At 48.9% G+C, this 26,142-nt stretch carries 25 protein-coding genes; 5 read left to right on the top strand and 20 right to left on the bottom strand.

The features are described 5' to 3' along the window. Positions 1-665: 665 nt before the first annotated feature. The 4 genes from QMD03_04135 to carA all read right to left on the bottom strand — a co-directional run bounded on the left by QMD03_04135 (position 666) and on the right by carA (position 4,402). Positions 666-1,016, bottom strand: a complete 351-nt coding sequence (locus QMD03_04135; protein ID MDI6776422.1) for a hypothetical protein — start codon at positions 1,014-1,016, stop codon at positions 666-668. A 286-nt stretch (positions 1,017-1,302) separates the two neighbouring features. Further along, positions 1,303-1,527: a type II toxin-antitoxin system HicB family antitoxin gene (locus QMD03_04130; GenBank protein ID MDI6776421.1), complete on the bottom strand. Its 225-nt coding sequence runs from the start codon at positions 1,525-1,527 to the stop codon at positions 1,303-1,305. A gap of 209 nt (positions 1,528-1,736) precedes the next feature. Next, positions 1,737-3,263 (bottom strand): glutamine-hydrolyzing GMP synthase, encoded by a 1,527-nt coding sequence (gene guaA / locus QMD03_04125; protein ID MDI6776420.1) that lies wholly within the window; start codon positions 3,261-3,263, stop codon positions 1,737-1,739. Continuing rightward, the gene (gene carA / locus QMD03_04120; GenBank protein MDI6776419.1) at positions 3,260-4,402 is read right to left on the bottom strand and encodes a glutamine-hydrolyzing carbamoyl-phosphate synthase small subunit; all 1,143 of its coding nucleotides are present in this window, start codon (positions 4,400-4,402) and stop codon (positions 3,260-3,262) included. The genes guaA and carA overlap by 4 nt, the downstream gene beginning before the upstream one ends. 235 nt (positions 4,403-4,637) lie before the next feature. Here carA and QMD03_04115 point away from each other — a divergent pair, with 235 nt between their 5' ends. Then, positions 4,638-6,320 (top strand): methylmalonyl-CoA mutase family protein, encoded by a 1,683-nt coding sequence (locus QMD03_04115; protein MDI6776418.1) that lies wholly within the window; start codon positions 4,638-4,640, stop codon positions 6,318-6,320. 23 nt (positions 6,321-6,343) lie between these two features. After that, the gene (locus tag QMD03_04110; protein ID MDI6776417.1) at positions 6,344-6,757 is read left to right on the top strand and encodes a cobalamin-dependent protein; all 414 of its coding nucleotides are present in this window, start codon (positions 6,344-6,346) and stop codon (positions 6,755-6,757) included. 379 nt (positions 6,758-7,136) lie between these two features. Here the strand turns inward: QMD03_04110 and QMD03_04105 are convergent, their stop codons facing one another. Further along, positions 7,137-8,804 carry a methylmalonyl-CoA mutase family protein gene (locus tag QMD03_04105; protein MDI6776416.1) on the bottom strand — a complete coding sequence of 556 codons (1,668 nt, stop codon included), beginning with the start codon at positions 8,802-8,804 and terminating at the stop codon, positions 7,137-7,139. Positions 8,805-9,066: 262 nt separating this feature from the next. Here QMD03_04105 and QMD03_04100 point away from each other — a divergent pair, with 262 nt between their 5' ends. Further along, positions 9,067-9,879, top strand: coding sequence for an inositol monophosphatase family protein (locus QMD03_04100; protein MDI6776415.1), 813 nt, complete (start codon positions 9,067-9,069; stop codon positions 9,877-9,879). Between the two features lie 4 nt (positions 9,880-9,883). Here the strand turns inward: QMD03_04100 and rsmG are convergent, their stop codons facing one another. Beyond that, positions 9,884-10,549, bottom strand: coding sequence for a 16S rRNA (guanine(527)-N(7))-methyltransferase RsmG (rsmG, locus tag QMD03_04095; GenBank protein ID MDI6776414.1), 666 nt, complete (start codon positions 10,547-10,549; stop codon positions 9,884-9,886). A gap of 82 nt (positions 10,550-10,631) precedes the next feature. Here rsmG and QMD03_04090 point away from each other — a divergent pair, with 82 nt between their 5' ends. Then, complete coding sequence (locus QMD03_04090) at positions 10,632-10,763, top strand: hypothetical protein (protein ID MDI6776413.1); 132 nt, start codon at positions 10,632-10,634, stop codon at positions 10,761-10,763. A 13-nt stretch (positions 10,764-10,776) separates the two neighbouring features. Here QMD03_04090 and corA read toward each other — a convergent pair whose 3' ends face one another. The 3 genes from corA to hpt all read right to left on the bottom strand — a co-directional run bounded on the left by corA (position 10,777) and on the right by hpt (position 13,388). Then, positions 10,777-11,838, bottom strand: coding sequence for a magnesium/cobalt transporter CorA (gene corA / locus QMD03_04085; protein MDI6776412.1), 1,062 nt, complete (start codon positions 11,836-11,838; stop codon positions 10,777-10,779). Positions 11,839-11,991: 153 nt separating this feature from the next. Then, positions 11,992-12,849, bottom strand: coding sequence for a DUF3426 domain-containing protein (locus tag QMD03_04080; GenBank protein MDI6776411.1), 858 nt, complete (start codon positions 12,847-12,849; stop codon positions 11,992-11,994). 14 nt (positions 12,850-12,863) lie between these two features. Next, positions 12,864-13,388 (bottom strand): hypoxanthine phosphoribosyltransferase, encoded by a 525-nt coding sequence (gene hpt / locus QMD03_04075; protein ID MDI6776410.1) that lies wholly within the window; start codon positions 13,386-13,388, stop codon positions 12,864-12,866. Positions 13,389-13,536: 148 nt separating this feature from the next. Between hpt and QMD03_04070 the strand changes: the two genes are divergently transcribed. Then, on the top strand, positions 13,537-16,044 hold the full coding sequence (locus tag QMD03_04070; protein MDI6776409.1) for a TIGR03960 family B12-binding radical SAM protein: 2,508 nt from the start codon (positions 13,537-13,539) through the stop codon (positions 16,042-16,044). 19 nt (positions 16,045-16,063) lie between these two features. Here QMD03_04070 and QMD03_04065 read toward each other — a convergent pair whose 3' ends face one another. The 11 genes from QMD03_04065 to QMD03_04015 form a co-directional block, all read right to left on the bottom strand. Beyond that, positions 16,064-17,260: an acetylornithine transaminase gene (locus QMD03_04065; protein MDI6776408.1), complete on the bottom strand. Its 1,197-nt coding sequence runs from the start codon at positions 17,258-17,260 to the stop codon at positions 16,064-16,066. 53 nt (positions 17,261-17,313) lie between these two features. Next, complete coding sequence (gene argB / locus QMD03_04060; protein MDI6776407.1) at positions 17,314-18,210, bottom strand: acetylglutamate kinase; 897 nt, start codon at positions 18,208-18,210, stop codon at positions 17,314-17,316. 70 nt (positions 18,211-18,280) lie between these two features. Beyond that, a complete protein-coding gene (gene hslU / locus QMD03_04055; GenBank protein MDI6776406.1) occupies positions 18,281-19,660 on the bottom strand; it encodes an ATP-dependent protease ATPase subunit HslU in 1,380 nt (459 codons plus the stop codon). A gap of 14 nt (positions 19,661-19,674) precedes the next feature. After that, on the bottom strand, positions 19,675-20,247 hold the full coding sequence (gene hslV, locus QMD03_04050; protein ID MDI6776405.1) for an ATP-dependent protease subunit HslV: 573 nt from the start codon (positions 20,245-20,247) through the stop codon (positions 19,675-19,677). Continuing rightward, a complete protein-coding gene (xerC, locus tag QMD03_04045) occupies positions 20,244-21,182 on the bottom strand; it encodes a tyrosine recombinase XerC (protein MDI6776404.1) in 939 nt (312 codons plus the stop codon). Before xerC ends, hslV begins: the two co-directional genes overlap by 4 nt. A 121-nt stretch (positions 21,183-21,303) precedes the next feature. After that, the gene (locus QMD03_04040) at positions 21,304-21,804 is read right to left on the bottom strand and encodes a bifunctional nuclease family protein (protein ID MDI6776403.1); all 501 of its coding nucleotides are present in this window, start codon (positions 21,802-21,804) and stop codon (positions 21,304-21,306) included. A gap of 108 nt (positions 21,805-21,912) precedes the next feature. After that, complete coding sequence (miaB, locus tag QMD03_04035) at positions 21,913-23,232, bottom strand: tRNA (N6-isopentenyl adenosine(37)-C2)-methylthiotransferase MiaB (protein MDI6776402.1); 1,320 nt, start codon at positions 23,230-23,232, stop codon at positions 21,913-21,915. 112 nt (positions 23,233-23,344) lie between these two features. Next, positions 23,345-23,902, bottom strand: coding sequence for a hypothetical protein (locus tag QMD03_04030; GenBank protein MDI6776401.1), 558 nt, complete (start codon positions 23,900-23,902; stop codon positions 23,345-23,347). Beyond that, positions 23,899-24,492, bottom strand: a complete 594-nt coding sequence (locus QMD03_04025) for a hypothetical protein (protein ID MDI6776400.1) — start codon at positions 24,490-24,492, stop codon at positions 23,899-23,901. The genes QMD03_04030 and QMD03_04025 overlap by 4 nt, the downstream gene beginning before the upstream one ends. Positions 24,493-24,766: 274 nt before the next feature. Beyond that, a complete protein-coding gene (gene rsmA, locus QMD03_04020) occupies positions 24,767-25,690 on the bottom strand; it encodes a 16S rRNA (adenine(1518)-N(6)/adenine(1519)-N(6))-dimethyltransferase RsmA (protein ID MDI6776399.1) in 924 nt (307 codons plus the stop codon). Then, positions 25,687-26,142, bottom strand: a complete 456-nt coding sequence (locus tag QMD03_04015; GenBank protein ID MDI6776398.1) for a DUF2062 domain-containing protein — start codon at positions 26,140-26,142, stop codon at positions 25,687-25,689. Before QMD03_04015 ends, rsmA begins: the two co-directional genes overlap by 4 nt.

The raw sequence follows: 26,142 nt of genomic DNA, 5'->3' as shown, positions 1-26,142 counted from the left end.
TAATCGGGATAGGGGGGAGCCTCACGACTCCCCTCCTCCCACACCACCACTGCATTCGGATCACGAACAGGGCGGTTCGGTAGTTTGAGCATAATACCACATGCCAAGACTTTCTCATAAGGCTCTCCGGCTCAACTCTATAGCCCCCACCTACGGACGGGCATGTTGAGCCACAGGCCAGATGATACTTGCCTTTACTACCGTTCGGGCCTTCCCTACTTCTCAGTAAGTACTATGCCTTCTGCTGACTTCTCCTCTGCGGTCAGGGTTGATCGCTCAACCCTCAGCCAATTTCCGTCGCACGCGACTTCCCAGGGCACACAGGAGACCTCCCGGGGTAAGACACAGAACTTTCCGTGCGTAAACGCCGGATTTATAAAGCACGCCCCATTTGCGGATGGAGGGCTTCGCAGTCACGTGCCCGCTCGCCCCGAACGTACCACACCTCATATCCGGTTCCTGTTCGTCGCCCCGCACTTTTGGATTGGGCTTCCTCCAGACCCCGCCTCACGACGACGCCCTTGCCCTTCTCCTAACCTTCGGCTCCGCGATAACCTGGTTCGGGGACTTGCACCCCGTTAGTCCCGTGCCATGCCCGGCACACACGCCAAGCTCAGCCGCCGCCATAGGCGGTCGGCTGGAGTGACTGGTTAGCATCTGCAAAATCAGATAACCGCTACCCCATTCCGGTTGAGTGCTTCAGGTCTATATGGGACCATCTCGAAGTTTTCTACGTAGACATCATATCTCCGAATATGGTTGTTCGTAAACCATGGTCTGCCATCTCTTATTGCAGGTTCAAGCCTGACGAGTTCGCCCTCAGCCCTACGTCTTCTGTCTTTGCATAACAACACAACTCGCCAGCCGGGACGTATCATCCCCTCTAGGAAAACTTGTCGCAATATTGAGCTATTGAGAGCATATGCCTCTCCTATGCCTGTTCTAAAAGTGTCTTCGAAGCTCTTTGCACCTTCGCGAACTTGGTATTCGGGTGCATGGATGATTAAGGATGGCATATTTTACCTCCAGAATTATTCGATGCTAACGTAGAGTTAAGCCGCCGGGCCGGAGATGATGTTGTAAGCCACAGAAGGAATTCCCGGTCGGCTTGAATGACTGGTTAGGGCTTTGGAATATTCAGATCCCTACATATTTTGAGGCAGAGACCTTCATCAATCTCCCGATGCCTGGGTACGGTCGAAGCCTTTTTCTCTCGGTGATTGACGAAAACGGTGTGGTTGCCACCTTCCCGTAGGAATTCGCATCCATGCAACCGCAGGTGTTTGATAAGTTTTTCCCGCTTCATGCAGTCAGCACTGCGAAGGGTTCTTTAATCAATACCTTATCCCGGATTTCCTCTTCGAACAGATTCCGGTTGGCCTCAATGGTCATCTCAACCGCTTCAAAGAGATTGGATCGGGCTTCTTCCAGGGTACGCCCCTGCGTATTTGCACCGGGCAGTTCTTCAACATAGGCGATGTAGCCCAATGGGACCTTCTCAAAAACCGCTGTCAATTGTAATCGCATATATCCTCCGTTCGGTTGTTTCTTACTGTGCCCTAACAGATAATAGACAGAAAAATAATATCATGATAGGATAATTCTACCTATCATACCATGCCTGATTCTTGCTTAACCTGTTCAAATAAAAAGGTATTCTATGGTGAAAATCATGCTGAATTCTGCGAACGCTATACTTAATTTCCCGTCATCTATCATCTCATCTCAAAAAAAGATTACTCCCACTCAATCGTACTGGGCGGTTTTGAACTGATGTCATAGACGACCCGGTTTACACCCCTCACCTCATTGATGATGCGGTTAGAAATCCTGCCGAGAAGGTCATAGGGCAGCCTGGCCCAGTCCGCCGTCATGGCATCGTCACTCGTTACGGCGCGTATAGCCACGACATGCTCATAAGTTCTCTGATCCCCCATAATCCCCACCGTCCTCAGCGGCAGGAGGACGGCAAAGGACTGCCATAACTTACGGTAGAGGTTATTCCCCCTTATCTCTTCAAGGAGAATGGCATTTACCTTACGCAGGATGGAAAGCCTTCGCCTGGTAACCTCGCCGATAATACGTACAGCGAGACCGGGACCGGGGAAAGGCTGTCTCCAGATGATGTCGTCGGGGAGGCCAAGTTCTTTACCCAGGATACGCACCTCATCCTTGAAGAGGTGCTTAAGCGGCTCGATGAGTTTCAGACCCATCTTCTGGGGAAGCCCACCCACATTATGGTGCGATTTAATAACTGCGCTGGGGCCGCCGAATGCCGACCGGGACTCGATGAGATCGGGATAAAGGGTCCCCTGGGCAAGATATTCTGCTCCCTTGATCTTGCGGGCCTCCCTTTCAAAAACCTCTATAAAAATACGCCCGATAATCTTTCGCTTTCTTTCCGGGTCCAGGACCTTTTTCAAGCCGACAAGAAACAGCCTCTGGGCGCTGACGATTTTCACGTTAATATGGAAGCGCCCCCGGAATTCTCTCGCCAGCTCCGTTTCATCCTCTCCCAGGAGACCATTGTCCACGAAGATACAGGTAAGATGGTCTCCGATGGCCCGATGGAGCAGCGCCGCGGCAACAGAAGAGTCTACGCCACCGCTCAAGCCGAGTATTACCCGCCTGTCACCGACCTGCGCCCTGATCTCCTCTACGGTATCCCTGACGAAAGACTTCATCGTCCATGTCTTCCGGCAACCGCAGATACGAAAGAGGAAGTTTGCCAGCATCTTCCCTCCGTCAGAGGTATGGACAACCTCCGGGTGAAACTGCAACCCGTAAAGCCGCCGTGCCGCATCCTCTGCCGCCGCTACCTCTGTATTCTCCGTAGAGGCGGTAATCTCAAAACCAGAGGGTAGTCTGCCGATAGAATCTCCATGACTCATCCAGCATCTTGTCTTTTCCTCTATGCTGGAGAAGATCCCATCATGGTGTTTCAGGTGGAGTTCGGCAAAGCCGTATTCCCGTTTCTCGGCCCTGACCACTTCACCCCCCAGGGCGTCAATCATGTACTGCATACCGTAGCAGATACCGAGTATCGGTATATTCAAGTCAAAGATGCCCCTGTTTACCCGTGGGCTTCTCTCTTCATAGATGCTTGCCGGACCCCCGGACAGGATGATCCCCTCCGGCTGCATTGCCTTTATCTTCGCGAGATCTATCTCCGGGGGCTCGATCTGACAGTACACGTGGCGCTCACGGACACGTCTGGCGATAAGCTGATTGTACTGAGAACCAAAATCAATAACGAGGATCACGGTGATTTCCTCATAAACTGGACAAATTTCTCAAAGAGATAAGTGGCGTCGTGCGGACCGGGCGCCGCCTCTGGATGGTATTGCACGCTAAAGGCCTTAAGGGCGGGGATAGAGATGCCTTCAGAGGTATTATCATTTAAGTTATCGTATGTCTTTTCCAAATCCTGCGGAAGGGATTCCGGTAGTACAACAAAACCATGGTTCTGCGAGGTGATCTCGATATGTCCCGTTTGCCGGTTTTTGACCGGCTGGTTGATACCGTGATGGCCGAACTTAAGTTTCTCTGTCCTGCCCCCCAGGGCCTGTCCCAATATCTGATGTCCCAGACAGATACCGAAGAGGGGAATCTTCCCTAACATCCTGCGAACCACCTCCACGATATAGGGCAGGGCAGCCGGATCACCGGGTCCGTTGGAAAGGAGCACGCCATCGGGATCCCAGGAAAGAATCTCCCCTTCGGAGGCCGTGGCGGGCAAGACAAAGACATCACAACCACACTTTTCAAGATTACGGAGGATGTTGTATTTGACACCGCAGTCGAGAACAACAACCCGCAACCGCCCCTGTGAGTACCGTTCTTTCCCTTCCCTGATCGGCTGCGGCGCCCCGTCTTTCCATAAATATGGTTGTTTGCAGGTAACTTCTTTGACCAGGTCCCTGCCGACCAGGCCGGGGTATGCCCGTACACGCTCCAGTAAAAGATCGGTATCATCCGTCTCGGTGGAAAGTATGCCGCGCATGGCGCCTTCCTGTCTGATGCGTCGGGTCAGGGCCCTTGTATCAATCCCTTCGATGCCGATCTTATGATGTTCCTCCAGGAAGGATTTTAAACTTTGCCGGTTGCGCCAGTTACTTGGAGATGGTTGATATTCCCTCACAATAAATCCCTCGAGGTAGATGTCGCCTGACTCCATATCCTCAGGATTAATCCCGTAACTACCGATTAAGGGATAGGTCATGGTGACAAGCTGTTCCTTATAGGAGGGATCCGTGATAATCTCCTGGTAACCGGTCATCCCGGTATTGAAGACCACCTCTCCCATAGCCTCGCCGCATCCGGCAAAGGCATATCCCCGGTACACACTTCCGTCTTCCAGAACCAGCAGGGCTGCCGGTTGCTGCTGCTTTAACAGCGGCATGGGCAAACTCCTATAGAATTCAGAAGCCAGGAGTCAGAAGCCAGAATAACGAGCAGGAGGAGGGAACATGTCTTTTCATTCTGACTGACTTCTGGATTCTGGCTTTTCTGATTTTATACGACGACGCCTTCAGGATGTCAACGACTAAAAACTTGACTTCCGGGCGCTAAATGTGTCAATTTTGAGCGCCTTGATGTAAGTTTTCTCAAGATGCTCAATGAAGGGGAGGTTATCAATGTGCAACGAGGATATGCTAAAAGAGTTAAAAATCCTTCAGGAAAAATACGAGGAAGAGCTGAGTCAGATTTTAAGTAAGATCCCAGACGCCGAAAAAGAGTATGTCACCTTCTCCGGTTTAACAGTCAAGCCCCTATATACGCCGCATGATATCGCAAAAACAGATTTTTTGCAGGACATCTCTTTCCCGGGGCAGTACCCTTATACACGTTCCGTGTTTCCGGCCGGTTACCTTTCTCGCCGCCTGAATATAAGACAGGTCACGGGGGTCGGGACAGCGGAGGAAACCAACAAGAGGTGGAAATTCCTCCTCTCCCACGGGGCCTCTGCCCTTTCCTTTGTGAAGGATGATGGCTCGGGCGCTCGTGCCGACAGCGACGATGAGAGGGTAAAAGGGTTGGTGGGCAGGTGCGGCGTAGTCCTGGATACGCTTTATGATTATGAGACTCTCTTCGATGGCATTGACATGACAAAATATCCTGTGCACATGATCACGTCAACAGCCTACGCCCTGGCCTGCTATCTTATCATTGCCGAGAAACGTGGCATTGATTTCAAGAAACTCAGGGGGAGCATGTCGAACTGGATGAGGCCCGAGAATGAATGTATAGACATGTTAGAATACTGTACCAGAAACGTGCCTCTATTCAATATCGGTTATCTCGACATGAGGAATGTGAGGGAAGGCGGCTGCACCGCCGCCCAGGAAATAGCCTTTGGCGTTGCCACCACCATGGCGGGAAGCAATGCCCTGATCGCCAAGGGGATCGGCATTGATGATTTCCTTCATCGGGTAACCTGGTTTATAAACTCCGGCCCCGATTTTTTCGAGGAGGTAGCCAAATTCCGTGCCCTGAGGAGAGTATGGGCCAGGATCTTCCGTGAGCGTTACAACGCTGAGAACCCCAATTCCCTGCTGTGCAGAATGCATTGCCAGACCTTCGCTCCCACCCTCACCAAGCAGCAACCCTTCAATAACCTTATAAGAAGCACAATTTACGCCTTAGCCGCAATCATGGGCGGTGTTCAGTCCCTCCACGTCAACTCATTTGACGAAGCCCTGGCCATCCCTACGGAATTTTCCGCTCTACTATCGGTAAGGACGCAGCAGATCATTGACCTGGAGACGGGGGTCACCAGCGTCATAGATCCCCTCGGCGGCTCTTATTACGTGGAGTGGCTCACCAACAAACTGGAAGAGGAAGCTATCTCCATTATTGACACCATTCAATCCCTGGGAGGCGCCTTCAAGGCGTGGGACTGGATGTGCAATGAGATAAGGAAAGCCGCCATGCGTAGTCAGGAGGAGCTTGATACCGGCAAAAGGCTGCTGGTGGGAGTCAACACCTTAGTGGATGAAGATGACATCCAGATGCGGGCCTTGAAGGTGCTGGAGGAGCATGCGGATTTTGAATGCATATCCGAGTACGATCCCGCCGTGCTTGACAGGCAGATTGCCCGGTTAAACAAGGTAAAGAGGGAACGGGACGACGGTAAACTGAAGCGGGCGATGAATGTTCTTCTTGAGGTCTTGCGGGCCGGAGAGAACATGATGCCTCCTCTGATTGAGGCGGTAAAGTGCGGCATGACACAGGGAGAATTTGCCGGGCTCAAGTCGGAGGCATACAATCAGGCGGGCGAAGGACCCTATCTTTGCAGCCCACCCATGGTGCTCGCCTGAAGGGAAAGGAGTAAAAAGCAGACATGGAAAAAGCGCTCAGGTTTTTGTTGGTAAGGGATGATTACTATCACCAGCGGGGCTACTGGGTAATAGCCAGCGCCATGAGAGATGCGGGGATAGAGGTGATTCTGGGCGGTATTCAAACACCGCCAGAGACAGTGGAAACGGCAATACAAGAGGATGTGGATATCATCGGCTGCCGGATCATGCAGGGAGCCCCTGATATCGTTATTCCCGTACTTTTCGATAAGATGAAGGAGCGGGGCATCGGAAATATACCTGTGGTCGTTGGTGGTATTGTCCCGGAAAAAAACGAACGCTTACTCAGAGAATTAGGAGTAAAGGAGATCTTTCATCCCCATACGCCTCTGAAAACGATTGTAGAGCGGGTGAAAGCCATCGGGGATGAGTACAAGAACAGGGGAACCGAAAAATGAGGGATAAAAATAGGAGAGCATCTCCCCACAGTAAAATCAGTCAAACTGATCTTTTACAGGGGCGGGATAGACGCGGGATGGAGGTATCTTTATTTTTTACAAATGGAAATTTGGAGAATGCCAAGAAAAAAGATTTGACCCCAAAAGCCCACCCACAAAGCCGTAGATATGTGCGTTCCATGCTCTATGTCCCTCCTCCTCGTGCAATTATATATCTAATACAAAAATAACTCTGACCTCTTTTCCCCTTTTCCTTTCCCTTTTCTTCTTCATTATGACCCGCCATGAGAGGATGATTTATGAAGAAGGCTAAGACTGAAGAGTTGCGCCCGGAGTATTGTCGTGAGGATTTTGGTGACGATGACCAGGCCCCTTATCCTTACTGTCTTCTCTGATTTTCTCTAAACTCTCCAAAAACATCCCGTAGCGTGTCGCATATTTCGCCAATCGTAGCCTGGGCCTCTACGGCCTCAATTAAAGCAGGCATTAGATTGGCGTCGCCCCGGGCTTTTTCTTTCACGCTGGACATGACCTCCTTTACGCGCCGGTTGTCCCGTTCGTCCCGGAGTTTTTTCAAACGCGCCGCCTGTTGCCTCTCAACCTCGGGGTCAACCGGTTGCACCCTTATCGGCTGCTCCTGCCCGGTGACGAATCTGTTTAAACCTACGATGATCTTTTCGCCGCTCTCTATTTCTTTCTGGTGACGGTAGGCCTTTTCTTCTATCTGCCTGCTCATATAGCCGTTTTCGATGGCCGCCACCGCACCACCCATCTCTTCGATTCTTTTGATACAGGTCTTGATTTCCTCTTCCATTCTGTTAGTGAGTGCTTCCACATAGTAAGAGCCGCCGAGGGGATCAATGGTATCGGCCACACCGCTTTCATGGGCGATAATTTGCTGGATCCGTACAGAGAGCGTAGCGGATTCCTCGGTGGGGATGGACAGCGCCTCATCATAGGAACAGATGGCCATAGACTGGACACCTCCCAGCGCCGTGGCCAGGGCGTGGATAGTTCCCCTGATCAGGTTATTGAACGGTTGCTGGGCAGTGAGGGAGGATCCTCCATCCTGGACATGGGTACGGAACATCCAGGAACGAGGGTCCCTGGCGCCAAAATGTTCCCGCATGATCCTGGCCCACAGTCGGCGGGCAGCGCGGTACTTGGCGACTTCTTCAAGGAAATTGTTTTGTGTGTTAAAAATCCAGGAGATGCGGGGCGCAAACTGGTCAACATCCAGGCCGGTAGCGATTAAGGTCTCGACATAGGTGATGGCATTGGCAAAGGCAAACCCTACCTCCTGGATGGCATTGGATCCCGCTTCCCGGATATGATAGCCGCCAATGCTGATAAAATTGAAATTGGGCATTTCCCTTACGCAGTATGTAACGGTGTCGGCTAACAGGCGCAGAGAAGGTCTGGGGGGAAAGATGTAAGTGCCACGGGCAATGTATTCTTTCAGGATATCGTTCTGTACCGTACCTGTCAGCTTCGCCGGCGCCACCCCCTGCCGTCCGGCCACGGCCACGTACATCGCCAGGATGATGGCAGTGGGGGCATTGATCGTCATAGAAGTACTGACCTTGTCCAGCGGGATGTCTTTGAGCATTATTTCCATGTCTTGCAAATAATCAATGGCTACCCCTACCCTTCCCACCTCGCCGTGTGCCATAGGGTGATCAGAGTCCAGACCCATCTGGGTGGGAAGGTCGAAGGCAATACTCAACCCCGTTTGTCCCTGTTCTAACAGAAAACGAAAGCGACGGTTACTCTCCTCCGGTGTGCCGAAGCCGGCATACTGACGGATAGACCAGAGCCGTCCACGATACATGGTGGGCTGGATTCCTCTCGTGTAAGGGTAGCTTCCGGGAAAACCTATATCTTCTAAATAGTTCGCATCCGCCACATCCAGAGGAGTATAGAGGGCTTTGACCTCGATTGCAGAACTGGTAGTAAAACGCCGTTGCCGGGAAGGCATTTTCTTTTCCGCGGGAATAAGCTTTTCTCTCTCCCAATTTTCCATTGCCGCTTTTAGTTTCTCATCCATTTTTCGTGCCTCCTCAAGGATTCTTGAATAACACCTCTGCCTTGAGAAAAGTATAGAAAAAATTATGTTTGTGTGTCAATGACGAATCTCTCTATTGCAGCGGGTTTCTGGCTAAAACTGATGTGGGGAAAAGTTTGGCAGACCGAGGAAAGAATTTAAAAGAAATATCCTTGATTTCTCCGTTGACATTCGTCCCGTGTTAAACTAATTATCATACTGGGGGGACCCACGAGCGGTGAAAATCTATTTTCATTAACAGCCCATGAGTGATTACAGAGAATTTACCATAGCTATTGTTAGAGAAGCGGGAACACTTCTTAAAGAAATGCTGAACAAAAAGCACACCATAGATTACAAGGGTGAGATTAACATTGTCACCGAAGCAGACCGGATATCCGAGGATTTGCTCATCGGGAGGATTCACGAAAGATTCCCTCATCATGACATCCTAACGGAAGAATCTATCGGAACCAACAGTGGCTCGGACTTTCGCTGGATTATTGATCCCCTTGACGGGACAACAAATTACGCCCATGGTTATCCCGTTTTCTGTGTATCCATTGCTTTGGAAAAGGAGGGTGAGATATACCTCGGTGTCATCTTCAATCCAATGCTAAACGAGATGTTTGTGGCGGAAAAGGGAAGGGGTGCCTTTTTGAATGGACAGAGGATTTCCGTTTCAGATACAAGGGATCTTTCTAAAGGCCTGCTGGCGACTGGCTTTCCCTATGACATTCGAGAGTCTGAAAACAATAATATCGCTTATTTTAATGCCATGGCTGTCAGTGCCCAGGCCATTCGCCGGGCCGGCTCGGCGGCTCTTGATCTGGCCTATGTCGCCGCAGGCCGTTTTGATGGATTCTGGGAGCTTAAATTGATGCCCTGGGACATGGCTGCCGGATGGCTTCTGGTTGGAGAAGCCGGCGGTGTGGTGACAGATCTTTTGGGAAAGGATTTTTGCCTTTCATCGCCTCATATCCTGGCCTCAAATGGGAAGATACACCAGGAGATGATGGAGGTATTGAAGAAGGCCGGCAACTATTCTGCTATGGATGCACATACGGCCAATTGCTAAAAGCTTAAAATTTTTTGTAGATCATTATTTTTCGGAGATCACCGATGATGGGGAGTCTGAGATCGTGGCAGCCGACGCATGTCAGTCCCAGTTTTTCGGAGGTCGCAGCGGCATCCCGGAGTTCTTCCCCCTTGATATTTGGTCCTTTCATCGCGATCAGGATGCCGTCACGGGAGAGGAAAAAAGCGCCCATCGAGAGAAATTGGGATAATTTGAACGTCGCCCTTGAGATAACCACATCGAAGACATGGCGATAAATTTCTCTTTCCATGACCTCCTCGACTCGCTCCTGGATGATCGTTGTTTCCTCAAGACTGAGGGTGCGGACGATATGCTTGAGAAAGGATGCCTTCTTACGGGAGACCTCGAGAAGGCAGACTTTTAATGAATCAATGGCTATCTTCAGGGGGATTCCCGGGAATCCCGCACCTGTACCGATATCAAGGACTTTACTATCCCTGTTTTTTATAAACGGGACGGGTGTTAAGGAATCAACGAAATGCTTGATTATTATTTCATCAGGGGACTTTACCGAGACCAGGTTGATCTTTTTGTTCCAGGCGAGGAGTTCTCTGTGGTACGAAGAAAAGAGGATCCTTTCCCTTTCCCCGAGAGTGATACCAATGGCACCGGCAGCCTCTGAGAGAATCCGGGATATATTTTGTTCCATAGATTGAAAATATCAGAACAGACCTGTCAAGGGCAATAAAAAAAGGAAAGAAGCGGAGGATAAATGCCTGTCGGGGTAAGGGATGATGCATATCCGCCGCTTGCTCTCCAGGACAAAACTCCTTGCAAAAGAAGTCAAGATCATTCGGGGTATTTGCCATCGTCTCACCTGGTATGCAGAAAACAAGAGGGACTGCCGGGAAGATATGAACTGAATAGAGTGCGCCTTTACAACCATCTCTTCTTTCTAAAATAGGCCAGCATAAAGATTACTACTGCCAGCATAGAAATCAAGACCACCGGATAACCCCACCGCCATTCCAGTTCCGGCATGTATTTAAAATTCATCCCGTATAGTCCGACGATGAAGGTCAGAGGGATAAATATCGTAGCGATGACGGTGAGAACTTTCATAATCTCGTTCATTTTATTACTTATACTGGAAAGATAAATATCAAACATCCCGGAAAGCATATCACGGAACACCTCAATGGTCTCCATGACCTGGATAGTATGGTCATAGATATCTCTCAGATATATCCCGGTAGATTCCTTGATCAGCGGGGTTTCTCCTCTTTCCAGAGTCCCGATTACCTCTCTCAGAGGCCAGACAGCTTTCCTTAAGAAGATCATTGCTCTCTTCATCTTGTGGATTGTCTGCAAGGTTTTCTGTGTCGGATGGGTAACCAGTTCATCTTCCAGAAATTCTATTTCATCTCCTAATTTTTCCATGATGATAAAATAATTATCCACAATGATATCCAACAGGGCGTGGACCAGATAATCCGCCCCTTCTTTTCTCAGGCGCCCCTTTCCGGCGCGAATCCGCTCTCGTACAGGGTTGAAGATATCCCCTTCCTTTTCCTGGAAGGAAAGGACAAAATTTTCCCCCAGGATTAAACTGACCTGATCGGTGGCGATCTCATCGTCACTGTTATAGTAAAGCATCTTCACAACGATAAAGATAAAGTCACCTAAGTCTTCCGCCTTCGGACGCTGGTCCGTGTTGAGGATGTCTTCCAGTATAAGAGGATGCAATCCATAATAATTACTGAGCTTTTCCAGTATCTCAATCTGATGCAGACCATCCACATTGATCCAGGTAACTTTAGACCCATCTTTGCATGTGAGGCATTCTTCTATGGAGAGGGCCTCTATTTCCTCAATCTCCAGCTCATTATAACTTAACCTGGTAATTTTTGTTTTTTCGCTCTTTTTCTCTCCAATGTGAACGAGGGCCCCGGGTGGAAGGCCGGCCTTCTCTGATCTTTTCTTAATTATTACGGGCATATTGATTACCTATAAATGTAAGAAATAGATTGCCTTTTTCTTGAAAGACTTAGTGACTTTACCTACTTACTCGGACCAGGTTATCAGCTCAGTCAGGAAGGTCTTCGCGTTTTTTTAACTGTTAGTTCCGGCAATTTGCGGTACCCTCACGCTTTATTCTAACAGGCGTTCAGCCCCGGCGAAGGTAACCGTTGTCTTGAATACATTGTCTTGTCGGTGGCAGAATACGATCATAAAGGGGATCTGACCGTTGGGTGCAATCCGGTTATTGGAAACATCACTTCCCCGGGGATTGGATAGTTCCTTCTTAATTTCATCTTCTGGAAGGAATCCCAGTTCTTCATCGGTTAGATAATTACCACAATAGGACATCTGTTCTCCTGCAACCATGGTATAGGCATCGTATAGTCTTCCTCGTACCCGAATGCCGGTAACGGGAAAGTCTGAACTGTTAACGGCTGTACCTTCGATGACGCGAAGATTTCCCAGGAGCAAGTTATTGACGAAGCGCTGTTTGATGTCTTTAAGCTTGACACGGGGTTGATCGAATATCTCACCCTGCCGGTCTGTTCCTCCAATCTTTTCCGCCCACGGTATATAGAGGGACGTTCTTTCCCATGCCTGTTCCCCAATCCGGGGAAAGAACCAAAGACAAACAGCGGACAGCAGAAGAACGGCGATGACTATGTACGCTGTCAGTTTCCATGGGGTCCACAACCCACCTCTCTTTACTTCTCCTTCGGTGGCCCTTTCCTCATCTTCCCCTATTTCCTGATCCCTGATCTGCTCGATGCCTCTGATCAAATCATCGATATCTTCCACTTCCTCAGAGGGGACAACGATTTTTCTCTCTTCTACCCTGCTTGACGGGATGGTGATTTTCTCCTTTCCAGGATTGTCCTGGAAAAACACCGTTTGACAACGGCTGCATCTGACCCATACCCCATCCCCATCTATCAGGGTTTCATCAAACCTGAATTTCGTTGCACACTTTTGGCACTGGATGATCATATTCTCCTCCCTGGTTATTCCTCGAGGATGTATATTTCCGGGAGGTACCGAAACTTTTCATTAAAATCAATACCGTATCCCACAACAAAACCGTCCTCGATGGTGAAACCCACATAGTCGGCCTCAAATAGAACTTCTCTCCTCTGTCTCTTATCGAGTAATGTGCAGACCTTTACCGAACGGGGGTTTCTCTCTCTGAGCAGATTTACCAAGAAAGACAGGGTCAAGCCGGTATCAACGATGTCTTCTATAATGAGAATGTTTTTCCCCTCTATAGATGTCTCAATGTCTTTAGTCATCACGATCTTTCCCGAGCTGACCGATCCGGCGCCGTAGCTTACCAGTTTGACAAAATCAATAAGGCAAGGTATGCTAAAACATCTGATCAAGTCTGCCATAAAAACAAACGCACCTTTGAGTATACCGATGACGATTAACTCCCCTCCCTCATAATCACGGGAAATTGTCTCGGCCAGTTCCCGGACCCTCTTTTCGATAATTTCCTTCGTAAAGAGAATTTTTCTCTTCCTGGATTCCATGGGGTGATTCCTAAGTTGATCTCAGTTGTAAGGTAACCGACAGAGGACAAACTGTCAATGAAAATCAGTGGCTTAATGGGTTATTATATCAGGAGACTGAATTGCAGGTCAAGCGCATCTCCGCGTCACATGATCATCTGGAGTTGATATGAACTGGGAAGAGATACTTTTGTCCGTGGAAAAACCGAGCCGGTATCTCGGGGGAGAGGTCAATGCCTCTCGAAAAGACAGACAGACATGCAAACTGAGCTTTGCCCTGGTTTTTCCGGATACCTATGAAGTGGGGATGTCTCACCTTGGTCTCCAGATCCTCTATGCAATCCTGAACAGTCTCCCCACCATAGCCGCAGAACGGTGTTATGCTCCCTGGCCGGACATGGAACTACAGATGAGGAAGAACAATATATTGCTATCCTCACTGGAGTCACGCACACCGCTGAATGCATTCGATGTAGTCGGATTTTCTCTCCAGTATGAGTTGTCCTATACCAATGTCTTGAATATGCTGGATTTGGGCGGCATCCCGCTAAGAGGGAAGAACCGCAAGGAAGAACACCCCCTCGTCATCGCCGGTGGCCCCTGCGCATTTAATCCAGCCCCCATGTCGGCCTTTATAGACGCCTTTGTGATCGGTGAGGGCGAGGAGGTGATCCTGGAGGTTGCCCATGCCGTTGTGGAGGGAAAGGAAAAGGGGAATAAAAGACAACGGATCATTGCTGCCCTTGCCGCGATAGAGGGAGTTTACGTTCCTGTCGTTCATACTCATGGAGAGCGGATCAGAAAGAGGGTCATCTCCGATCTGGATAGATGGTGCTTTCCCGTAAGGCCTGTGGTGCCTTTGATGAAGATCATTCACGATCGGGCTAACTTAGAGATTGCAAGGGGTTGCACCAGGGGATGTCGTTTCTGCCAGGCGGGCATGGTCTGGCGGCCCGTCCGGGAGAGGCGACCGGAGGTCCTCCTGCGGATGGCGGACGAGATGCTATCAAGAACAGGCTATGATGAATTGTCCCTTCTATCTCTCAGTTCCGGTGATTACACCCTGATCGAACCCCTGTTGACCACTCTCATGGACTGTTACTGTGAAAGACGGGTAGCCCTGGCCCTGCCCTCCCTGAGGGTGGAGACCCTCACCCGAAATCTGATGGAAAACATCAAGCGGGTCCGAAAAACAAGTTTTACCTTAGCACCGGAGGCAGGGACGCAGCGGTTAAGAAACGCCATAAATAAGGGCAACACAGAGAGGGATCTTCTTACCACCACTGGAGCGGTCTTTGAGGCCGGCTGGAGGGCGATTAAGCTCTATTTTATGCTGGGGCTACCCGGTGAAGAGGAGGAGGATTTGCATGGTATCGTTGACCTCGGATACAAGGTTCTCCGTGAAGGGGAAAACAGGAGGCAGGTCACCGTCAGTCTTTCCACCTTTGTGCCCAAACCTCACACCCCCTTCCAGTGGGAGCGTCAGATCGGTCTGGAGGAGACCGTGGGGAAGCAGGAATTTTTCAAAAGATGCACCCGAAATCTTAATATCAAATGGCATGACAGCCGGATGAGCCTTCTCGAAGGGATTCTAACAAGGGGAGACGAGAGGCTGGGGATATTGATCGAGAAGGCATTTCGTCTCGGATGCCGCTTTGACGGCTGGGGTGACCAATTCAAATTTGACCTGTGGGAGGCGGCCATCCGCGAATCAGGTATTAACATTGAGGATTACCTGCGCCAGCGTGGTCTTTCGGAATCTCTGCCCTGGGACAGGATAGACTGCGGGGTCAGCAGGGAATTTCTTGGCAAAGAAAGCCAGAAATCGCTCCACGGCGAACTGACGGCGGACTGCCGTTTTGGATCCTGCCACGACTGCGGGGTATGTGACCACGATACCGTCTGTATTGTCACCGCAGGTTACCCCTCTTCGGTTGGTGGGGATGTTCGCCTCGCCGGTATTACCAGAGAAAAAAGATTGAATGCAGGCCCGGAGCACAGTGTGCCCTCAGAAGGAAAGCGATTCAGGATTCAATTTACCAAGCTCGGACCATCACGGTTTCTCTCGCATCTTGAGGTCTCCGGCGCCCTTATCCGGGCACTCAATCAGAGCGACTTCTCCTTCATCTATTCACGGGGGTATCATCCACACCCGAAGGTATCGTTTGCCTTTGCCACCTCCGTGGGTATGGAGAGTATGGGCGAATATGCAGATATCTGGGGTGAAGAACCTCATGCGGAACTGGACGACCTGAGGGAAAAGATCAATGCTCGCCTGCCGGTAGGCATGAGAGTTGTGGCTATGGAGGAGGCGCCCCGGGGAAGGGCATTATCTGAGCTGGTCAGGGGATTTGCCTATCAGATTTTTCTACCGGAAAAATTCACCGCTTCTGATCTGTCCGCCATGGCTGAAAAAATCGAGCATTTCCTGCAGACCGAAACATTTACTGTTGTCAGGGAGACAAAGGGAAGGTCGGTCATAAAAAATATAAGACAGTTTGTGGATATCCTGATCCTCAATAGAGAAAACTACAGGCTTCTAATGGAGGTGCATCTCGGGGAGGAAGGAACCGTCAGACCTCTGGATATCCTGAGACATGTTCTTGGTCTAAACGTTGACACAGCAAGGATAATACGTATTCTGAAAACAGGCACGCACTTTGATAATTTGTACTGACCTATCTCGGCAACTTTTTTCATCTGCCCTCCATCACCCCGTCCAGGATATCAATCGCCCGATCAACATCCGATTCTGTGATGATCAGCGGGGGAACAAAACGGAGAATATTACCGCCGATACAGTTGATCAACACTCCCTTATCTATGCACTTCCTTACGATCTCATCACCACCGGTGGCCAGCTCCACCCCAATGATCAGACCTTTCCCCCTCACCTCTTTAATTACAGCGTGTCTTAACCTGAGTTCCTCCAGTTTCTCAAGAAAATACGCCCCCACCTTTTTACAATTTTCCAAGATGCTATCACTTAAGATGGTCTCTCCTGATGCGAGGGCCGCCGCCATCGCCAGGGGATTCCCGCCAAAGGTTGAGGCATGGCTGCCCGGCACAAAGGCGGAGGCGATTCTATCCGTTGTTAGCATCGCCCCCACAGGAAAACCGTTTCCCAGGGCCTTGGCCAGGGTCATGATATCCGGCCTCACATCGTAATCCTCATAGGCGAAGAGAGAACCTGTTCTTCCCATCCCCACCTGGACCTCGTCAAGGATCATCAGGATTCCCCGATCGTCACAGACCTTCCTGACCCCCCGGAGGTAACCATCATCGGGAATTCTCACACCCCCCTCTCCCTGAATCGGCTCCAGCATTACCCCGCAGGTCTTCTCCGTAATGGCATCCTTCAGAGCAGAAAGGTCATTAAAGGGGACATACTTAAATCCTTCCGGCAGAGGGGCAAAACCGACCTGAAACCTTTCCTGTCCTGTCGCCGTCACTGTGGCGAGGGTACGCCCATGGAAGGAATCCCTCATGGTGATCAATTCGTATCTGTCCCCTGCCATGTTCTCATGGGCGTACTTGCGTGCAAGTTTAATCGCCGCTTCATTGGCCTCCGCACCGCTGTTGCAAAAAAAGACCTTATCAGCAAAGGAATTTTCCACGAGAAACCTGGCAAAATGTACCTGCGGCTCAGTATAGTAAAGATTGGAAACATGGGTGAGGATTTCCACCTGTTTTTTGATCGCCGCCACCACTTTCGGATGGGAATGACCGAGGCTGCAAACGGCAATCCCGGCCACGAAATCGAGATACTCTCTCCCCTCGCTGTCCCAGACCTTAACACCGGAACCTCTCACCAGCATAATGGGGAAGCGCTTGTACGTCCCCATGAGACTTTTATCCGCCAGGGCCAATAATTCTCCTGTTGTCATTTTCATCTTTAATCCTGATCCCTGTGAATCCGACATACGACGAATGACATACGACAGATTCACGGGGACAACACAATCTCCGTCCCGATCCCCATATCGGTAAAAATTTCCAAGAGAATAGAGTGTTTTAGGCGGCCATCAATAATGTGGGCCTTTTTTACCCCCTCCCGCAACGCCTTAAGACAACACTTCACCTTGGGAAACATACCCCCCTTGATGAGGCCTGTCTGAATCATGTCCTGGGCTTCCCTGTCGTTCATCGTATTTATCAATTGACCTTTTTCATCCATGACCCCTTCCACATCGGTCAAGAGGAGAAGCTTCTCCGCCTTGAGGGCGGCCGCCACTTCACCGGCAACAATATCGGCATTGATGTTGTACGTTTCACCATTTTCCCCCACACCGGTCGGGGCAATAACGGGAATGAAACCATTATCCTCCAACGATGTAATCAGGCCTGTATTGATTTCCGTAACTTTGCCCACCAGACCGATATCAATGATCTCAGACGGTGTATCCTTGGCCTTCTCTGCGCTCAAAAGATATTTTTCCGCCCTGGTCAGATTGCCATCTTTGCCGGACAGACCCACTGCCCTGCCACCATGCCGATTGATGAGCCCCACGATTTCCTTATTCACTGTCCCCACGAGTACCATCTCTACGATGGCCATTGTCTCCTCATCTGTTACCCGCATCCCCTGGACAAACTTGGAGTCTTTGCCTAATTTCTTCAGGAGACTCCCGATCTGAGGGCCGCCGCCATGGACCACCACGGGATTGATCCCGATGTATTTCATCATGACCACGTCCCTGGCGAAGATATCTTTCAATTCCTCATCCGCCATGGCATGGCCACCGTACTTGATAACAATGGTCTTATTATAAAACCGGCGTATGTAGGGAAGGGCCTCCAGAAGAATATCGGCTCTTTCCATAGATTTCTTGACACTGTCCATTTATGCCTCCCATAAAGCTCAAAGCTGAAAGCTTTTTTTTGACCTTTCAGCTTTGAGCTTTTAATCCTATTTACAGGATGTACCGGCTTAAGTCCTCATCCTCAACAATGTCTTCTAACTTTTCCCGCACGTAGTTCGCATCAATAACCGCTTTCTTTTCCACCATCTCGGGTGCATCAAAGGAGATTTGTTCCAGCAGGGTCTCCATAATAGTATAAAGTCTCCTGGCCCCGATATTTTCCGTCCTCTCATTGACCACTGTCGCTACTTCCGCAATTTCAGCAATTGCATCATCCTTGAAAATGAGCTTAATCTCTTCCGTTGCCATCATCTCTATATACTGTTTGACGAGGGCATTATGGGGTTCTGTGAGAATCCTGATGAATTCCTCTTTTCCGAGGGAATCCAGCTCCACCCTGATGGGAAATCGCCCCTGAAGCTCAGGGATAAGATCAGACGGCTTTGAAGAACTGAACGCACCGGCAGCGATAAAGAGGATGTGATCCGTCCTGACCATCCCGTACCTCGTATTAACGGTGGATCCCTCCACAATCGGCAGGAGGTCCCTCTGCACACCTTCCCTCGACACATCGGGACCATGGGAAGAATTACTTCCCACGATCTTGTCAATCTCGTCAAGGAAAATGATACCGGATTGTTCCACCCTCTCAATGGCCGTCCTGGTTACCTTATCCATATCTACCAGTTTCTGGGCCTCCTCGGCCGCCAGGATCTCCCGCGCCTCAGAAACCTTGACCCTCGCATTTCTCTTCCTCTGGGGAAAGATATTTCCAAACATCTCCTTGATATTCAAGCCCATATCCTCAACACCGGAGGAAGAAAATATCTCAACCATCGGGCCAGTCCTCATGTCCGCTATCTCTATATCTACAACACGATCATCCAGCTTGCCGTTAAGGAGGAGACGGCGCAGTTTTTCACGTGTCGTATCCCTCCCCGTCTGTTCAATTTCAAGCTGTCCTGAATCCCTGTCAGGAATCGTATCTTCGGCTTTCCTTTCCGCAGGTTTGGGGGGAAGAAGGATATCTAAAAGTCTCTCCTCTGCAATCTCCGCCGCCTTTACCTTTACATTTTCCTGCTCTTCCGATTTAACCATATTCACTGACAGGTCTACAAGATCGCGCACCATGGACTCTACATCTCTGCCCACATAACCCACCTCGGTAAACTTTGACGCCTCGATCTTCAAAAAAGGAGAGTTATCGAGTTTCGCCAGTCTCCGGGCGATCTCTGTCTTTCCAACCCCCGTCGGACCGATCATGATGATATTTTTGGGTGATATTTCCTCTGCAAGATCAGGGGGGACGTTCTGACGCCTCCAGCGGTTCCTCAAGGCAATAGCCACTGCCCGCTTGGCCTCACCCTGACCGATGATATACTGATCCAACCTTTCTACAATCTCTCGCGGTGTTAAATTATTTGATGACATATAAATTTCACTCCTTATCCCTTACCTTTTACCTTTGATTCCGTTTCCTGGTACACATCCAGCTCCTCCACGGTAATCCTGTCATTGGTATAGATGCAAATATCTGCGGCGATCCGCATCGCTTCTCTTGCAATCTCTATCGCCGTTAGCTCAGAAAATCTGACAAGGGCCCGGGCCGCCGCTAAGGCATAGGGGCCCCCCGACCCTATCGCCATCACATCATCATCTGCTTCGATGACATCACCGTTGCCGGAGATGATAAGAAAATATTCCTTACTGACGGCAATCATCAGGGCCTCCAGGTGTCTCAGGACCCTGTCGGTCCTCCAGTCCTTGGTCAACTCGACTGCCGCTCTCAAAAGATTGCCGTTGTACTGTTCCAGTTTCTGATCAAACCGATCAAAGAGGGTAAATGCATCAGCCGTTGCCCCCGAAAATCCCACGATGACCTGATTGTGATACAACCTGCGAACCTTTTTCGCCCCATGTTTCATGACAGTAACATCGAGGGTAACCTGACCATCCCCTGCCACCGTGACTTTTCCCTTATGCCTGACGGCTAATATAGTGGTTCCCCTTATTTTCATAAATTGTCAACACCTCCTCTGGCCTTTGGGTGGGCCTTATCGTAAACTTCCATCAGTCTGCTTACACTCACCGATGTATATTTTTGCGTAGTAGAGAGGCTCTCATGGCCAAGAAGTTCCTGAATAGCCCGCAGGTCGGCTCCCGCATCCATCAGGTGCGTGGCAAACGTATGCCGTAGCGTATGGGGACTGATCTTTCTGTTAATCCCGGAGAGGAGGACATACCTGTTGAGGATCCTGGCCACACTCCTCGTAGTTAATCTACTTCCGCTCCTGCTGATAAAGATAGGTGACTCTGATGCATTTCCCCTCATTCCTTTTAATAATTCATCCCTTTTTTCAAGATAGTTTTTAGTGGCCAAAAGGGCCGGCTCACCCACCGGGACAATCCTCTCCTTCTTGCCCTTCCCCCTGATCTTCATCAATCCCCGGTTAAAATCAATATCCCCCAGGTTCAAACCGGTAAGTTCGGAAAGACGGATACCGGAAGAATAGAACAGCTCGATAATGGCCCTGTCCCTTAATCCAGAGGCATCCTGCTTAAACTGGACGGCTAACAGGGTAAACATTTCATCCACCGAAAGAAAGGCAGGTATATATCTCTCAGGGGGCGGTACCTGAACCAGCTCTGCAGGGTTTACCTTAATTCTTCCCTCGCGCAGGAGGTATTTAAAGAAAGACCTCAGTGCGGCCACCTTTCTCGAAATGGTTACCTTTTTCACCTTTGCCCGGTATAAGGAACCGAGGAAAGCCTTGACCACCGTATGATCCACGCCGCTGAGATCTTCACCCATGTTTTTTCCCGCCGTTATATGATTCATCTCGAGAAATGCTTTAAATTGTCTCAAATCGGTTAAATAATTCTTCCTCGTATGGTGTGACAGGTTTCTCTCCATCTCCATGTGTCTGGCAAAATCTCCGATGGCTTTTTCCATAATATCTTCCCCCAAAAATCTCCACTCCCCCTGTAGGAGGGGATGAAGGGGAGGGGAAATTTAAAATATCTTTGGCTAGCCTTACGCTTTGCACTTGCTTCAATACGTCAGAACAGAGGATTTACATCTTATATTTTCCAAAATCATCGGGAGAAAGATTTTCCAGAAATTCCCTCAATTTTTCCTTTTTTACATCATCAATATCCGCCATTTTTGTGCCGAAATCTACATTCCGGGATTTCTCGATAACTTTATCATCAACAAATATCGGTGCATTGGCCCTCAAGGCAAGGGCAATGGCATCACTGGGACGAGAATCAACGATGAACTCACTCCCATCTTTAATTAAATAGATATTGGCAAAAAAGGTGTTATTCCTGATGTCGTTTATTTCGATCTTCGTGACGGAAACATCGAGGGTCTCCAGGACATCGTTGAGAAGATCATGAGTCATGGGTCGGGAAAAATTAACCTTTTCCAACTCCATTGCGATGGCGCTGGCCTCAAAGATCCCTATCCATATGGGAACAGCCTTCCTATCGTGGAGATCTTTCAAAATTACAATTGGTGTATTCGTGATCGGATCTAGCGTCAATCCGGATACCTTCATTTCTATAAGCATCTGTCAACCCCCCCCCTTTTTTGATGGCAAGCGTTCAGCCGTCAGCGATCAGCAACCCCTATTATCTTTATTGTTTTTGCTGAAAACTGAAGGCTGATAGCTGAACGCTTACTTTTGATGTAGTTCCCCCCTTACGGAATGCAAATATGCCTCTGTAATCAAAACGGAAACCGTCTTCCCGATAAGTTCTTTTTTTCCCCTAAAGTTTACAATTTTGTTGGACCTTGTCCTTCCCGTCATCTCGTCGGGCATTTTCTTGCTTACCCCCTCCACCAGTACATCTTCTACACGTCCCTCCAGTGCCCTGTTTCTCTCAAGAGTATGCTTCTCCTGGAGAGATTGAAGCGCCTGCAGTCTTTCGTGCTTGATGCATTCATCCACCTTGTCGGCAAACTTTACCGCCGCGGTCCCCTCACGTTCCGAATAGTTAAAAGAAAAGAGGTTATCAAACCTGATTTTTTCCATCAAGTCTATTGTTTTTTGAAAGTCCTTTTCTGTTTCGCCGGGAAATCCCACAATCATATCTGAAGTAATACTGATATTCGGGCAGATGTTCCTGAGACTTTCCACTTTATCCAGGTACTGGGCCTTTGTATAACCCCGGTTCATCATTCTCAAGATACGGCCTGAGCCCGATTGAACGGGAAGATGAATGTGCTCACACAACTTATCAACATCAGTATAACACCTTATCAAATCAAAAGACAGGTCCTTCGGATGCGAGGTGGTAAATCTGACCCTCTCGATACCCCCGATCTTTCCCACCTCGTGCAACAGGGCGGCAAAATCAGTCCCCATGGTTTTACCATAGGAATTGACGTTCTGACCGAGGAGTGTCACTTCCCTGATCCCGTGGTCGGCAAGGGCTTTAACCTCATCAATAACATCTTGAGATGGTCTGCTCACCTCCGGCCCCCGCAGGTAAGGAACAACACAGTAGGAACAAAAATTATTACAACCATGCATGATGGTTACATAAGCGCTGACCGCCCCGTTTTGCGGCAGCGCCCTGATGCCCAGCGATTTTACCGATTCGTGAAATGCCGTCTCTTCAACCCGTGATCCCGTCGTTTCGATAGTTCTTATAAGATCGGGAAGCTGATGAATATTATGGGTGCCAAAAACCAGGTCCAGAAAAGGCGCCCGGGCAAAGATTTTAGATCGCCACTGCTGGGCAAGACATCCTCCCATCCCGATGATCAGGCCGGGTTTACTGCGCTTTAATTCTCTGAATCTCCCTAACTGAGTGTACACCTTTTGCGCCGCCTTTTCCCTGATACTGCATGTATTTACGATGACCAGATCGGCCTTCCTGAAATCATCAGTGCTTTCATATCCAGAGGCCTTAAGCAACGCGGCAATCTGCTCGGAATCGTGGACATTCATCTGACAGCCAAAGGTCTTAATGTAGAGATACTTTTGTTCCAATTTCCATTACCCGGAAAATTTTTGGCATCGGTTACTCCCGTCTCCCCCTATCGTAATTATCGTGAACGATTGAAATCAGCGGGGGCTGTAAGCCATCCGCTGGAGTGAATGGTTAGGCAAGTTTCAACTGACCTTGGGCATTTGCATCCATAAGTCGTTCTGTAACTCTTAGGGTGTGATTGAAACGTCGGACACTCATCGGATCACATTTCTGTAAGAGATTTTCAAGCTCAGACGGGCTCTTTAGCGTAAAGAAAGTTTTGCTGGGAGAGAAATAAACCAGCACGTATTTGTTACCTTGGAGAAGATTGATGATATTATTCAAGGTGCCTTTACTCCTACCATCCCAAAGCATGAATCCATAATCCGCCTGTTCACTCATTTCTCTGTCCTTCGCCGCAAAATAATCAAAGTCTTTTTTGTTGCTGTTTGAAGCCACGGTCTTGGTCTGCCAGTTTCCCAGATTATTTCGACAAGTACCGCTCATGCAAAAGACAATAACGTTCTTATAGCGTTTATCGGCCAAATATTTCTGCATGGCTTTGTCAGCACCATTTGCATCACCAATGAGGACTTCATAGCCTTTAACAACTATATTATCAGTTCGTTCTCTAATCGCACGATTCAAATGGTTCAGCTTTCGAGAGCCTCCCAAAAACACCTTCGTCATCGTATACTCCGAGTCATAGTTAGGGTGAGTACATATAGGTTTCTTACCTTACCCTCCTGTTGCAAGAGGCCTGAAATCGCATTCAGTGTCGCTCCAGAACGATAGAGATCATCAAATAACAAGACATTGTGTCCGGCAACGACCGGATTGCGGATTTCGAATGCATCTTTAAGTATACGCATTCGTTCTTCAAAATCAAATATGTTCTTGAGTTCGGGTGTATCTTTCACCTTCACAACAGTGTCGACACAGACATCTATGCTCAGAGCCTTGCCTATCCCGATAGCAACGGGAGTAACTGGCTGGAACTGCCGCCCTTTTCGAGACGGCGGGACGCAGACAATAAAATCTACAGGCCAATTCTTGGATTTGATGAACTGGCTAACAGTAACAATGATCTCACCGAGCACGGATTTGTCCTTTCCGTATTTCAGCCTATACAGCAATTCGCCGACGTCACTGCGCTTTGTGTCAAATTGGGGATGTCCGTATTCGTCATCACCGATGTATTGGCTACTGAGAGTATGGAAATCCAATGCAAATCCTTCCGTCCAGTTACCAGGAATTCGTTTAGGATTAATTTGAAGCATTTTTATCTAATCTCCCTGCCTAACCATTGATTATCAGGCCGATATGCCCTGATAAACCACTTATTAGATTGAATACATTTTCGGGCAAATTTACTTTACCCAAGTTATTATTATATCATTGTATTTATTTGTTGTGCGAATCAGATTCGTTGCTTGATCCAGTCCACTATAGGTCCGATTGGAGTTTCTTCCCCCTGAAATAAGATATCCATTGGACCCGGAACCCAGAGCCTTTCCACTTTCAGATATTTACCTATTATCATAACATGTTCAGTTAATTGTTACAATTATTCCCTTGGTTTGAACTAATATCTTCGCCCGGTTGGGGCATCACGGAAAATGAAAGGTGATTGCCTGTGATTTTATTGAAAAGGACATTGCTTAATACACCAAACTCTTCCGTTGTCAGAGTCTCCCCCCTCCTCCTGCCATCAATGCCCGCCGCCTCAAGAGATAAATTTATCTCCCTTTCACAAAACGGCAGATTTGCACTACGGAGATTATTCAAGAGGGTTTTCCTCCTCTTCGAAAAAGCAATCTTTACGATCTTCCTGAAAAAATCATCATCCTTTAAGTCAACCAGAGGCTTTTGTCGCATCACGATCTTCAGTACAGAAGACATCACCTTAGGTTGGGGGTAAAAACACTCAGGAGGTACGGTCATCTCATGGGAGACGATACCGTACATGGAAAGCGCTACGGAAGGTACGCCGTAATCCTTTGTTCCCACAGGGGCGACAATACGATCGGCCATTTCCTTTTGAAACATCAAGATCATGCATGCAATGCAGCGCTTGTAGGATATTAAATGAAACAATATCTGCGAGGAAATGTTATAAGGTATATTACCAATAACCTTCAACTTGCCTGATAAACACTCCTGACAGGCCAGAGAAAAATCATATTTAAGGACATCGGTCGGGATGATCTCCACGTTGGGGTGGCCTTTCAGCTCTTCCCGGAGAAGGGACACCAGGTACGGATCTATCTCAAGGGCAATAACCCTTCGGGCCTGGGCCGCCAGCAGCTCTGTCATGATTCCCAGGCCGGCGCCTATCTCCACAACGGTATCCTCCTTTCGGATATCGGCTGTCTGAACAATCCTGTCTGTAATATTTCTATCTTTGAGGAATGACTGTCCCAAACGTTTCCGTGGTCGGATACCGTGATTTTTAAGGATTTTTCTGGGTGTGGTCATTGGTTACGATTCTTTCTTACCGTCAGTACGAGGCGGTAGGTGATAAAATATGCGGGGAGAGCGAAAAAGAGAGCAACGATAATGCCTCCCGTGAGCAACGGAACGGCAACACGCCACCCCATGCTGACAACATTCCATATCGAATAGTCCGTAAAGACGACCTGAAAATGGTCGCTTCTCAACAGGTACCTGCCCAACTTATATTCCGAAACATAAAAAAGCGGGATGGTGAGAGGATTGGAGATGATCCAGGAACCAAGAATGGCAGAGGCGATGTTCTGCCTGAAGATGAGACATGATACAATAATCAGGGCTGTATGAAACGGGATAGTGGGAGTTACACCGATAAAAACACCCATTGCCATACCCATGGCAATGGTCTTCGGTTCACCTTTCAGGCTGATAAACCGCTCGTAAAACCCCTTGAGTTTGTCTATGTTGTTTTTTCTCAT

Source organism: Syntrophales bacterium (assembly GCA_030018935.1).
Taxonomy (GTDB): Bacteria; Desulfobacterota; Syntrophia; order Syntrophales; family CG2-30-49-12; genus CG2-30-49-12.
This window is presented reverse-complemented; position numbering and strand designations above follow the sequence as displayed.